The 12,368-nt window shown below is 49.1% G+C and carries 9 protein-coding genes; all 9 read right to left on the bottom strand.

Going from position 1 to position 12,368, the window contains the following annotated elements; translation table 11 throughout:
* Positions 1-10: 10 nt before the first annotated feature.
* The 9 genes from ACO08K_RS03475 to ACO08K_RS03435 all read right to left on the bottom strand — a co-directional run bounded on the left by ACO08K_RS03475 (position 11) and on the right by ACO08K_RS03435 (position 12,250).
* On the bottom strand, positions 11-1,441 hold the full coding sequence (locus ACO08K_RS03475) for a DUF1501 domain-containing protein (protein ID WP_421795005.1): 1,431 nt from the start codon (positions 1,439-1,441) through the stop codon (positions 11-13).
* Positions 1,438-2,976: a c-type cytochrome domain-containing protein gene (locus tag ACO08K_RS03470; protein WP_421795004.1), complete on the bottom strand. Its 1,539-nt coding sequence runs from the start codon at positions 2,974-2,976 to the stop codon at positions 1,438-1,440. Before ACO08K_RS03470 ends, ACO08K_RS03475 begins: the two co-directional genes overlap by 4 nt.
* A 264-nt stretch (positions 2,977-3,240) precedes the next feature.
* Positions 3,241-4,938 (bottom strand): GMC oxidoreductase, encoded by a 1,698-nt coding sequence (locus ACO08K_RS03465; protein ID WP_421795003.1) that lies wholly within the window; start codon positions 4,936-4,938, stop codon positions 3,241-3,243.
* Complete coding sequence (locus ACO08K_RS03460) at positions 4,931-6,148, bottom strand: Gfo/Idh/MocA family protein (protein WP_421795002.1); 1,218 nt, start codon at positions 6,146-6,148, stop codon at positions 4,931-4,933. Before ACO08K_RS03460 ends, ACO08K_RS03465 begins: the two co-directional genes overlap by 8 nt.
* A gap of 5 nt (positions 6,149-6,153) precedes the next feature.
* The gene (locus ACO08K_RS03455; RefSeq protein ID WP_421795001.1) at positions 6,154-7,113 is read right to left on the bottom strand and encodes a phosphotriesterase family protein; all 960 of its coding nucleotides are present in this window, start codon (positions 7,111-7,113) and stop codon (positions 6,154-6,156) included.
* A gap of 1 nt (position 7,114) precedes the next feature.
* Positions 7,115-8,461: an FAD-dependent oxidoreductase gene (locus ACO08K_RS03450; RefSeq protein ID WP_421795000.1), complete on the bottom strand. Its 1,347-nt coding sequence runs from the start codon at positions 8,459-8,461 to the stop codon at positions 7,115-7,117.
* 5 nt (positions 8,462-8,466) lie between these two features.
* Entirely contained in the window at positions 8,467-9,273 is an 807-nt protein-coding gene (locus ACO08K_RS03445; protein ID WP_421794999.1) for a sugar isomerase domain-containing protein, read from the bottom strand.
* A 47-nt stretch (positions 9,274-9,320) separates the two neighbouring features.
* A complete protein-coding gene (locus ACO08K_RS03440) occupies positions 9,321-10,100 on the bottom strand; it encodes an SDR family NAD(P)-dependent oxidoreductase (RefSeq protein ID WP_421794998.1) in 780 nt (259 codons plus the stop codon).
* A gap of 23 nt (positions 10,101-10,123) precedes the next feature.
* Complete coding sequence (locus tag ACO08K_RS03435; protein ID WP_421794997.1) at positions 10,124-12,250, bottom strand: PQQ-binding-like beta-propeller repeat protein; 2,127 nt, start codon at positions 12,248-12,250, stop codon at positions 10,124-10,126.
* Positions 12,251-12,368: the final 118 nt, after the last annotated feature.

The raw sequence follows: 12,368 nt of genomic DNA, 5'->3' as shown, positions 1-12,368 counted from the left end.
CGATAAAAATTTACAATAAAAGGTCTTTCACCACGTGCCCGGCCACATCGGTCAGTCGATAACGCCGGCCCTGAAACTTGAAGGTAAAGCGCTCGTGATCGATGCCCAGGAGATGCATGATGGTGGCCTGGTAATCGTGCACATGTACCGGGTCTTTGATGATGTTGTAGCCAAAATCATCCGTTTCACCGAAGGTAAACCCTTTTTTCACCCCGGCGCCAGCCATCCAGATGGAATAGCAGCGAGGGTGGTGATCGCGCCCATAATTATCGGGGGTCAATTTGCCCTGGGAATAACAGCCCCGGCCAAACTCCCCACCCCAAATCACCAGGGTATCCTCCAGCAGACCACGTTGTTTGAGGTCCAGGATCAAGGCAGCCGAGGCCTGATCCACATCCTTGGCCAGTTTTTTTATGTCGGTAGGTAAATTGCCGTGTTGATCCCAGCCCTGGTGGTACAACTGTACAAAACGCACGTCGTTTTCAATCAATTTACGCGCAAGGAGGCAATTGGCAGCATAAGTTCCCGGTTTGCGAGCCTGGGAGCCATAGAGGTCGAAGACCCAATCCGGTTCCTTACTCACATCCAAGGTATCGGGCACCGCAGTTTGCATGCGGTAGGCCATTTCATACTGGGCAATGCGGCTATTGAGTTCGTCGTCGAGTACGGTTTCCAATTGTTGTTTGTGCAATTTGGCCAATACATCCAGCATGTCCCGACGGGTCACTTTATCGACTCCTGGCGGGTCGTTGAGGTACAAAATCGGATCATCGCCAGAGCGGAACAAGACCCCTTGGTGTTCAGAAGGCAAAAAAGCATTGTTCCACAACTTGGCGTACAACGGTTGGTCGTAGCTGGTGGAACGCGATAAAAGCACACAAAAAGCGGGCAGGTTTTTATTTTCAGAACCCAGCCCATAGCTGATCCAGGAACCAAAACTGGGCCGTGCCCCTTGCTGGCTACCGGTTTGGATAAAAGTCACCGCAGGGTCGTGGTTGATGGCTTCGGTATGGATCGACTTGACGACACAGAGTTCATCGGCGATTTGTTGGTGGTAGGGTAGGAGGTCGCTGAGCCAAATGCGGCCCTGGCCGTATTGGCCGAAAGTAAATTTACCAAAAGCAAGGGGAAAGGAGCGCTGATTGGCCGTCATGCCGGACACCCGCTGTTCGCCCCGAATGGAAGCAGGCAATTCCTGCCCAAACATCTCCTTCAATTTGGGTTTGTAGTCAAACAACTCCAATTGGGAAGGTGCACCACTCTGGAACAAATAAATCACCCGTTTGGCCTTGGGCGGAAAATGGGGCAAATTGTTGTCGTTGGTCAAAAACTCATTGCCCGTCAGCAAGCTGCTCAACGCGGTAGCACCTAAACCCAGCACACTTCCGGATAAAAATTCGCGGCGATTGACCTTGCTGTTGTATTCTTCGAAGATGTTCATTTTAGTGCTTGTTTGTTACCTGAAGGAAGTTCTTTTTTGCCCGGACCCATGGAGTCGGGTTTGGCAAATTGGAATCCCCCCATCACGATTTGTAATTGCGGCATGGCCTTTTTCAATTGTTCAACCCCCTGAGGGCTGACTTTGGTTTGCCATAAGTAGAGCGTTTTCAGGTGCACACACTGCGTCAGTGCCGGGAGTCCTCGATCTGTAATGTTCGTTCCGTACAAGTTGAGTTGTTCTAGGTTGGGCAGGTTTTGCAAATGCGCCAGACCTGCGTCGCTGATGTTGGTTTTTTCCAAATTAAGCCAGGTCAAACTTTTAAAACCAGCCAGTTTTTTGAGGTCATCGTCCTGCACCGGTTGATTGCTCAAGCGGATTCTCAGCAATTGCTTGTTGATGTTATTTAAATCATCCAGCAAGGAGGAACTGTATTTTTTTACATTGACAAAATTCGCCATGAGGTAATTGCTGCCCTGGCCAAAATCGCTGATGATGATGTTGTTTTGTTGCAATTGGGTCAAAGCCGTGGGTGTTGCTGCACCGACGGGGGTACTCAGGATACTGGCCTCCTGACTGGACCTATTTATCGAGGCATTGAGTGATCCTTTGGCCACTAAACTATCAGCGCTGGGAGCTTTGGGGAGTTCAGCCAATTTGAGGCTAGGGATTGCCAGAGCAGTCGGGTTGCTGCCTGCGCCAATGGTAATGGTTTCGATTTGTTCCTGGAAAGATGCCCCCTTTTTGATCCAAAAATGCAAGGCGGCAATTTCCTGTTCGCTGAGCTGGGGTTTGCCTTTGGGAGGCATGTGCTTGTCATCGTCGGCGGGGAGCAGCAAGCAGCTGAAGATGCTGCTGGCGTTGGGGTTTCCGGGACTCAGGATGCTGCCATTTTTTCCCCCTTTTTTAATGAAGGCTTCGGTATCCAGGCGCAGACCACCTTTCATTTTGGTAGCGGAGTGACAACTGTAGCACTTGTTTTCCAAAATGGGCACCACATAATCCTGGTAGATAAAGGTTTTTCGCTCAACGGTTTGGGGGACAGCTCCATTTTCGGTATTTGCGGTTTGGCCAGCAGTAGTACTGGCTAATTCTGCGATTTGCAGACTATCCAGATTGGGGATGTTAACCCGTTGCGCGGTTTTCTTTTTGGGAAAAAGGTAGTCTTCGCCGTGGGTCAGGTTGCCCCCGTAATGGCCAGCTAAGGTCAACAAAATGACGGTGCTGGTCATCAAAATCCAGCGGAAACGTTTAAGCGCAAAAGCCAGTGCAGCCATGGCTGTGGTCGCAATACCGGTCCATTGGTGTTTGGCAACCAAAGCTGCGTCGTATTCCCCAGATTGCGCCAAAATCCAACCCGCCACACAAGCAGCAACCGAGCATAGCGCACCTGAAAACAACGCAAAGCCGATCACCACCTCAATGTCTATTTTTCGGATGCGCTGAAAAACCATCATCGCAAAGGCAAAAAGCAAGATGCCGATGGGCAAGTGGACAATCAGTGGATGGAAGCGACCTATCAGTTCGGTTGGTAGCATGTAAACGAGCGTATTGGTAAGCAATGATGTAGTTGTCTTCTGTTCTCTAAAAGACCTGTAAAATAGATTTTAGCCCTTAGAGCATGTCTAAATATTTTTGTTTTGCTGCAAATGGCCTGGTTTAGGGTCTAAAAATCGGTAAAGTATAGGTGGGATTTTTGCACAATCTTATCTTAATGATGGATTTTTGGGGTGTGGGATATAATCTTACTTCAGCCATTGAGTCCAGCGAATAAACCGAAAGCCAAAAAGCTGCATAATCATCTATAATCTTGCTGCTTTCAATTCTTTTACCGCAAAATCTGCTGCCCGGGCCGTAAGGGCCATATAAGTCAATGATGGATTTTGAGTAGAAGTTGAAGTCATACAGGCCCCATCAGTCACAAACACGTTTTTGCAAGCATGCAACTGATTCCAGGCATTGAGCAAAGAAGTGTTAGGATCTTTCCCCATTCTTACCCCACCCATTTCGTGAATATCAAGCCCAGGAGCCTGATGAGAATCTGAGGTTTTGAAATTGCTGAAACCAGCGGTTGAAAACATGGCCTCGCTTTGCTCAAAAAAGTCTTTGATCATCTTTTCATCATTGTCGTCGTAGTCGATGGATATCTTCAACTTTGGCATGCCAAAAGGATCGAGTTGTTGCTTGTCTAGGGCCAAGAAGTTGCTGGCTTTGGGAATGGTTTCACCCATCATCAACATGCCAACTTTCCAATTGCCCAGACGCCTGGTAGTAAGGTTGTTTTTTAAATCAACGCCAAGGCCATCCGAACTGTAGGCTTGATCCCGTTCAGCCCAGAGAACAGTAGCGTAACCGCGCAGGAAGTCCGTTTCCTGTTGGTATACGTTCCTAAACCGGGGCATGTAGCTGCTACCAGGACGTTTGCCATCAGTAGTACGATCCATAAAGCCATCGTATTCGGCACTCACCCGGGCGCGGTAATTGTGAAAAGCGACATATTTGCCCATGAGGCCATTGTCGTTACCCAGGCCATTGGGAAAACGATTAGAGGTTGAATTGAGCAGAATCAGGTTGGTATTGAAAGCCGCCGCGTTAACAAAAATGATGCGGGCATAAAATTCCATCATCTCCTTGGTTTCGGAATCAAAGACCCGTACCCCCGTTGCCCGTTGTTTTTTTTCATCATAAATAATAGAATGAACCACCGAATTAGGACGAAGGGTCATTTTACCCGTTTGTGCAGCCCAGGGTAAAGTAGCAGCATTGCTGCTGAAATAAGCACCGAAAGGGCAGCCACGTTGACAAATGGTGCGATTCATACATTTACCCCGGCCTTGTTGCAAATGAATGGGCTGCGGCTTGGTCAAATGAGCCATTCTTGCACTTATGACATGGCGATTGGGGTACTTTGCCTTGATTTTTTCTTTGAAGTACGTTTCTACACAGGACATTTCAAAAGGAGGCAAAAACTCCCCATCAGGTAATTCCTCCAGCCCGTCGCGATTACCGGCAATGCCAGCAAATTTTTCAACGTGACTATACCAAGGTGCTACATCATTGTATCCAATTGGCCAGGCAACAGCGAAGTTGTCCCGAGCGGGGCCTTCAAAATCGTACTTGCTCCAACGTTGGGTATGGCGCGCCCAAAGCAAGGATTTGCCCCCGACCTGGTAGCCTCTAATCCAGTCAAAAGGTTTATCCTGGATATAGGGATGCTCTGCATCTTTGACCACAAAATGGGCTGCATCCTCTTTAAAAATGTAGCAACGATTGGCGATAGGATTGGCTTTTTGAACCTCCAGCGGCAGTTCTTCCCGGTGCTCAAATTCCCAAGGATGCATCAAGGTGGTAGGGTAGTCCTCGATGTGTTTAACATCCCGACCCCGCTCCAAAACCAAAGTTTTTAAACCTTTTTCACACAGTTCTTTTGCAGCCCAGCCTCCACTAATGCCCGATCCAATCACAATGGCATCGTAGGTACGTTTTTTCATGCTATTCATGAGACTTTTGGGTTTTTAAGGTTTCAATTTCCAATATTTCCCCGGATGCCTTTTTTTTGACGATGACTTTTTTATCGCCATTCGGCAAAATCTCTTCCTTAATGAACCAGTGGTCCTGATCGTAATCCTGATATACGGAAGGTTTGCTCAATCCAGTTAAACCACGCCAAACGGGTAAGTCCACAGGTTCCCACAATTTGCTTTTGGCTGATTTGTAGGCAGCGTCGATGATCGCATTCACCACATAACCATCATAGAAAGTTTCGCTGGGTTGTTGGCCTGTTTCAAAAGCATCGAACATGTCGATGAACATATTGGTGTAGCCCAATTCGTGCGCCTCATCACCCACTGGAAATTGCCAACCGCTGGAACTCTCCGCTTTTTCGACCACGTAGCCCCCCTCTCCGGCACCGCTGGTGAACATTTCAAAACCCGTGCGCAGCCAGGAGTTCAACCAGATGGTACCTTCGGTGCCCATCACTTCATCGCGTAAATCCATGCCGCCACGAAAAGTCCAGGAAACTTCAAATTGGCCGATTGCTCCATTTTCATACTTCACCAAACCAATCGCGTGGTCTTCGGCGTCGATGGGTTTGACTTGCGTATCAGCCCAACACATGACTTCGACAGGTTTGACCTCCTTTCCAATAAAGTTTCTGGAAATTTCCACACAGTGACAGCCCATATCCAGAATGGCACCTCCACCGGCATAATTCAGATCCCAAAACCAATCGGAGTGGGGTCCGGGGTGCGTTTCTCTGGATTTTGCCCACAAAACCCGTCCGATGGCACCACTCTTGACACTGCTCAAAGATTTCAAAAACTTGGGTGTATAACACAAATCTTCGAGGTAACCCGCAAAGATGCCAGCCTCTTCACAAGCCTGCATCATGCGCAGCGCTTCGGCGGCGTTTCTGCCTAGGGGTTTGGTACACAAGACCGCCTTTTTGTGTTTTACGCACAAATGGACCGCTTCCTCGTGTTGATAATTGGGTAAAGCAATGATCACCAAATCGGCACCCGGGTGTTGAACGGCTGCTTCCATGTCGGTAAAATAGTGGGGAACGGCATAATCCGCTGCAAAGCGCGCTGCCGAGGCTTCACTGCGGGAAAAAACAGCAACTACCTGATCTTTGCTTCGTCTGCCGCATAAAGATTCGGCATAAAAACGCCCGATGAAGCCGCCACCCAGAATGCATAGGTTAGCCATGTTGTTTATGGTTTGATTGGTTCAAAACTAAAAATCCGTGCAGGATTGTCAATAAAAATTGCTTTGAAAAAATGGCCTAAACCCCGTTGATTCAGTTCCTCAACAAAGGTGGTCAGCAAAAAATCCAGACCAGGTTTTCCACCATAAGCGCGCCAATAGCTGTTTTTGGCAGCATCCATACCTGCTGTAATTTGCTCAGGATAGGATGGCAGCAATTTTTCCAATAAAGTATAGGTCCAGTTTTCCTCACCAGTTTTCCAGCGAAAAGCACTGTCGTATTCTACACTCACCCCCGTTTGCATCAGGGCATGGTGATAGTCCAAATCCCGATTCCTGTCCACATGCGAAAGCACAATGTGCTGAAGATTAGCCCCCAGTTTGGCAAAATATTCAGCTTGGGCCAAGGCGTGTTTGCCAGCGTTGGTATGGGTGAGGATTGGAACACCAGTTGCCAGATGAGTATTGACTACTGCCCGAAAAATTTTCTCCTGATGCCTGGTGATTGGTTCATCACCAGTAGCTAATTTGATTAATCCAGCACGATGGGCAGTCCGATTAACAATGGGGCCGTTGTAATCAAACTGATCAATACCCAGTTCAATATCAGCAATGAACAAATCGCTCAATTGCTCTTCGGTGTAGGTATAGCGCCAATGGCTGGCCGGGTAGTACTGTTCGAGGTGGATGCCAGTGGGGACGATGAGCTGGATGCCCGTTTGGCGGGCAATGACAGCAGACTTGATAGGGTTTCTCCCGGCGTTGACTGGCATGGTGTCTACCATAGTCGAACAACCCAGGGTTTTTAAGCCCGTCAACTCGGCTGAGATTTTTTTCACGTCATTCAGCAAAAACGTTGGCTGATTCAGGGTGACATAATTTTCCTCAATCACCACGTGTTCATGTGAAAAAGTGATGCCCATTTTTTCGGAAGGCAAATCGCCTAAGATGGTTCGAATAAAGGACATATCATTTAAAGTTGAGTTTCCATTGGTCTTTTCCGGTAAAAGCAGCTTGATCTGGCGTTTCCAAAACCGCGCCCTGTTGCAGTAGGCTTTCGCGCAGCCTGGTTACATCCAGTAGGCCAGCAGAACTGTCTGTGTCCAGCGATTGCAGAGCAGCCAAGCCGGCAGCCTGCCCCATAGCCATGGTTTGTGCCATGGAGCGACAAGAGGCATGCGCATCGTGTGTGGCGGAGAAGCACCTGCCTACCACCCACACTGTCTGGCTGGTTTTGGGGACTATGGTGCCATAGGGGACCCCATAAATACCACCTGCGGGGATGTATTGCCAGTGCGTTTCACTTTCGCCGTTTTTGCCTTCCCGGTGGTCTTCAATGGGGGCCCCACAGAGCAGAATAGAGTCGTTTGGAATCTGTGCGGCCATACATTCCGCTTTGGTCAGGCGCCATTCACCATACACCCGGCGGGTTTCGCGTACTCCAATTTGGGTAGACAAGCCAATGATTTTGGCATCGGCGTATCCAGGCACCTCCTTTTGAAAAAACGCTTCAAATACAAATGCCTGGCGGCGGCCTTCTACCTCCGCTTTAGTAAGGTCTTGTACATTGAGCGCATTGAGCCCGCCTACTTTTACTGCTACGGTAGAGATACATTTGGGCATATTCATGGCGTGTGCTGAACCTTCTTTGCGGGGTAGGGGCTGGCTGGTTTGCGCCATGATTTGTGCCAGGGCTTTTTTCCCGCCGGCCATTTCAAAAACATCCAGGTCTACATTGGCCATCCGAAATGTGGTGGTCATACTTTGGGCCGGTTCTTGTTCACCGGCGATTTCGTAGTCAAAACCTGCCAGGTGGCAAAAATCAGCATCACCAGATGCGTCGATGATGCGTTGGGGGGTTATTTTCCAAAAACCGGATTTGTTCCAAAAAATACACTCGTAGCGGCCTTCGGAAAGCGGGTTGACGTCGATCAAGGTGGTATGCAACAACATGTCGACTCTAGCTTGGATCAGGAGCTGGTCCCACACATTTTTAAGGCGTTCGGGGTTGTAGTTTACCCCGGTTCCCGCTCCATAAGTATTGGGGCGCAAAAAAATTTCGCCGTGATCATCCAGGGTATTGACCACTACATCTGGCCAACCAGCAACTATCTTTTTTGGCGTTTCGCTAGGGGTGAAAAAACCGTAAAAAGTGTCCAGCATTTGGGTAGATGACCCGCCCAAAAAACCATAACGTTCCACCAGCAATACGCGGTACTTAGGAGAAGCGGCCGCCAATGCAGCGACACAACCGGCCGATCCTGCACCGACCACAAGAATGTCAACTCCTTCAATGGTTTTCAGGTTCCTGTACATCGTTTTTATAGATTTTGCTCAGAAACGTAGCTGGGAATCCCCACTTTTTTGTACATCCTCGAAATGCGGTGGGCATGCTCGTCGTAAGCTGCCTGAAACAACTCCGTTGCACGTTCGGCACCAATTACGGCTCCGGCAGTCAATACTTTGGGCGGGTGGCCAGCCTGGGTCAACAAATTGGCCAACTCGGCTTTAATGCAATTGATGAGCATACAAGATCCCACTGTGGAGCCTGGTGCCACGGGAGTATCCAGGTTTTTAATACTGACCATCGCATCGCCAACAGGTGCACCCGAATCGAGTACGATGTCACAGAAGTCTTGTAGTTTCAGGCCATCCGGCCGTTTGCTGGTACTGGCTTCGGAATGCAGTTGGGAAATGATGCCCACGGTTTTGATGCCTTTTTGTTGGAACAATTCAGCCATTTCGATGGGCACCACATTACAGCCAGAGGAAGAAATGATGAGGGCGGCATCCAGGTCAGACAGGTCAAAGTTTCGCAAAATTTGCTGAGCCAGGCCAATTACATTTTCCAAAAACATGGCTTGCCGTTGCCCGTTGGCACCCACCACCAGGTTGTGAAAGGTCAGGGACAATTCTACGATGGGGTTAAAACCGGGGAAAGAACCGTAACGGGGCCACATCTCTTCTACCATGATGCGGCTGTGGCCGCTGCCAAACACGTGAACCATGCGGCCAGCGAGGATGGAGTTGGCAAATAAAATAGCTACTCGCTGGATGTTTGCTTCTTGCCGGGCTACGGTTTCCAGTAGGCCCTGGCATTTTTGGAGGTAGGTTTGTGTATAAGACATTGGATCTTGCGATTCTGTTGAGTTGATTTAATTTAATGGAAAACAAGTTAATATTGCCCCTCCGAGAGCTCCCAACCCCCATCCACATACAAGGTTTGGCCCGTAGTGAATTTGGAAGCATCGGACATAAAATAAATGGCCGCACCATCCAAATCTTCAGGTCGACCATTTCGGCCCCCATCCAGCGGTTGTTTGGTTTTGACAAAACTCAGGATGGCCTCATCCTTGCTGGCGCGCTCCGACATGGGTGTTTCCACCAATGCCGGGGCCAATAGGTTGACCCGAATGTTGTCGGCAGCGTAATAGGCGGCAATGGATTTGGTAAATCCAATGACGGCTGATTTTGTCGCTGCATAAGCATGCGTAACAAAGTATTTAGGAGAAGGAGAAAACCCCAATACTGAGCCCATATTCAGGATGGTCCCGGCTTTGCCCAAAGCCCGAAACCTGCGGATGGCGGCCTGGTTGGAAAGCATAAGCCCCGTAAGGTTCAGCTCAAAGGTTTTGTTCCAGCCTTCCAGGCTCAGTTCATGCAGCGGGCCGTCGCCAAATTTACGGCCACTTCCCCCCGCTACGTGGTACAAGCCATCAAAATCACCAAAAGTGTCGAGGCATAAATCAATGGCCTGTTCCGCAGTGGCAGGATCGGAGGCATCGCCACTGTACACCCGGGCAGCATCGCCCAGCAAAGCTTGAGCTGCCTGGCCGCTTTCCGGGTTTCTGCCCACTAAAACCACCTGGGCTCCTGCCTGAACAAAAGCTCGGGCAGCCGATAAACCAATGCCCGTGGTGCCGCCGATGATCACAATTTTTTTATCTTTTAGCATAGTTTGCTCAGTTTAAATTACCTCTAGTCGAGGCTATAGGTAATGTATCCACCCTTGTATCCTTTACCGGGATTGGGGCTTACGGCAATCGTGAGGTACTGCTTTTGGCCAATGGAATACGTCGAAGGGATCGCGGTGCCATTGCCCGGTAGTTGGGTCTCCCAAACGATTTCACCATTTGCTTGGTCAAAAGCCCGAAACATTCCATCAGCGGTAGCGGCGATGAAGATGAGCCCTCCGGCTGTCGCAATGCAACCACCCCGGCTGAACATTCCGGACTGTTTGATGCCCATCTTGGCCAGTTTGGGGTCTTCTCCCAGGGGCACTTGCCAGAGGATTTCGCCCCGATTGAGGTCGATGGCATTGAGTGTACCGTAGGGCGGTTTGATGGCAGAGAATCCCCATTTGTCCCGATAAAAATCATATCCTGAAAAGCCATAGGGTTCGGTACTGGCGGATTCCAATCCAGCCTCTCCATTTTTGGTTTCTACTGGGGTTCCTTTCAAATAGGACACGATGGCATTGATTTGAACAGGGGGCAAATGTTTGAACGAGGGCATCGGTTCGGCGCCTCTTCTGATGATGTTTTCGAGTTTTTTGGCCGAATACAGATTGATTTTTGTGCTGATATCGGGGCCTGGCCCCGCACCCTTTTTATCCATACCGTGGCAACTGCTGCAGTACAATTTGAATAAGTTTTCGCCCGTTTTGTCGTTATTCGCGCTCAAACTTTTCATTTCTTGCAGCTTTAAAAACCAGGGCAAATCAACCGAGTTGACAAACATTACCCCAGAATGAGGGTTAACAGCAGCCCCGCCCCAATTGGAGCCCCCATTCGCCGAGGGGACAATGATTGAGCCCCTAAGGTTCGGTGGTTCATAAATACCCGTATTGTATTGTTGGCTAGCGATCTGATCCTTGATGTATTGTTCTGATTCCGGGCTAATGGTGCTGTAATATTCTTTTTTGAAGCCCTGACGGGCAAAAGGGGCAGGTTTGACTGGGATGGGTTGAGTGGGCCAGGGCTTTTCTCCAGGCATCTCACTTGTGGTGGGTACCGGCACCTCTTCAATGGGAAAAATGGGAACACCCGTGTCTCGATTGAATACATATACGTAGCCCATTTTCGTGGCCAGGGCTACAGCATCCACTTTTTTGCCATCTTGTTCAAGGGTTACCAAATTGGGCGGTGAACCATTGTCGCGATCCCACAAATCGTGGTGGGTGGTTTGGAAATGCCAGATGCGTTTGCCTGTTTTGGCATCCAGCGCCAGGAGGCAGTTGGCAAACAGGTTTTGTCCTTCGCGGTCAGCGCCATAAAAATCAAAAGAAGGAGAAGCCGTAGGTACATACACGATGCCTCTTTTTTCATCCAAAGCCATGCCTCCCCAACAATTGGCGCCGCCGTTTTTGTTGCGAGCTCCCGCAGGCCAGGTATCGGCACCATATTCACCGGGTTTGGGGATGGTATAAAAAGTCCAAACCAACTTACCTGTATTCACGTTGAAAGCGCGGATATCTCCGGATGTGGAAGGCAATTCATCGGGCACTTTACAACCAATAATGTACAGGTCCTTGTAGATCACGCCCGGGGCATTGCTGCTGATGGCCACCTCGTTGCGCCGAGCCTTACTTACGCTGAGGCCGGTATAAAAGTCGACTCTCCCGTTTTTGCCAAAACCAGGAATTGGTTTCCCAGTGGAGGCGTCAATCGAATAAAGGGTTGATCCTGAAACGAATAAAATGGCGTCAGGTTTACCTTTGCTGCCGTGGCGATAAGCTATTCCTTTGGTCCAATTGGAAATATCTGAAGCATCTGGCTCAAATTCCCAAATCAATTTTCCGTTGCTACCATCCAGGGCGACCAATTTTTTGGAAGGCATCAAGGCGATCATTTTGCCTTTGATGACCAATGGATTCAAAAAGATACTCGACCCATCGGCGGATTCCTGATGGTGCCAAACCTCTTTTAGTTGTTGCACGTTTTTGAGGTTGATCGCATCCAGTGGTGAAAATTTGCTGTGGCTCGGGTCGTACCCGTAATGAGCCCAGTCTCCTCCATTGTCTGGTTGGTCAAGCTGTTTGGGCAGATTGCCTTGCCAGAGGGCGAGCAGGGGCAGAAGAAAGAGGAGAAATGGTAATTTTTTCATCGTGGTCTTGCGAATTTTGATGTAGAGTTTGGTCAGAATAATACCAATGTGTTGCAATTAAACCAGCTCCTGATTGCAAAAAAACAACTCCTTTAACTATCTTGCCACTACAAATAAA

Origin of the sequence: Haliscomenobacter sp., assembly GCF_965225875.1 — a bacterium.
Taxonomy (GTDB): domain Bacteria; phylum Bacteroidota; class Bacteroidia; order Chitinophagales; family Saprospiraceae; genus Haliscomenobacter.
This window is presented reverse-complemented; position numbering and strand designations above follow the sequence as displayed.

Coding starts and splice junctions, on each gene's coding strand:
- ACO08K_RS03435 (WP_421794997.1), bottom strand. CDS start 12,250: ATGAAAAAATTACCATTTCTCCTCTTTCTTCTGCCCCTGCTCGCCCTC.
- ACO08K_RS03445 (WP_421794999.1), bottom strand. CDS start 9,273: ATGTCTTATACACAAACCTACCTCCAAAAATGCCAGGGCCTACTGGAA.
- ACO08K_RS03440 (WP_421794998.1), bottom strand. CDS start 10,100: ATGCTAAAAGATAAAAAAATTGTGATCATCGGCGGCACCACGGGCATT.
- ACO08K_RS03470 (WP_421795004.1), bottom strand. CDS start 2,976: ATGCTACCAACCGAACTGATAGGTCGCTTCCATCCACTGATTGTCCAC.
- ACO08K_RS03475 (WP_421795005.1), bottom strand. CDS start 1,441: ATGAACATCTTCGAAGAATACAACAGCAAGGTCAATCGCCGCGAATTT.
- ACO08K_RS03450 (WP_421795000.1), bottom strand. CDS start 8,461: ATGTACAGGAACCTGAAAACCATTGAAGGAGTTGACATTCTTGTGGTC.
- ACO08K_RS03465 (WP_421795003.1), bottom strand. CDS start 4,938: ATGAATAGCATGAAAAAACGTACCTACGATGCCATTGTGATTGGATCG.
- ACO08K_RS03460 (WP_421795002.1), bottom strand. CDS start 6,148: ATGGCTAACCTATGCATTCTGGGTGGCGGCTTCATCGGGCGTTTTTAT.
- ACO08K_RS03455 (WP_421795001.1), bottom strand. CDS start 7,113: ATGTCCTTTATTCGAACCATCTTAGGCGATTTGCCTTCCGAAAAAATG.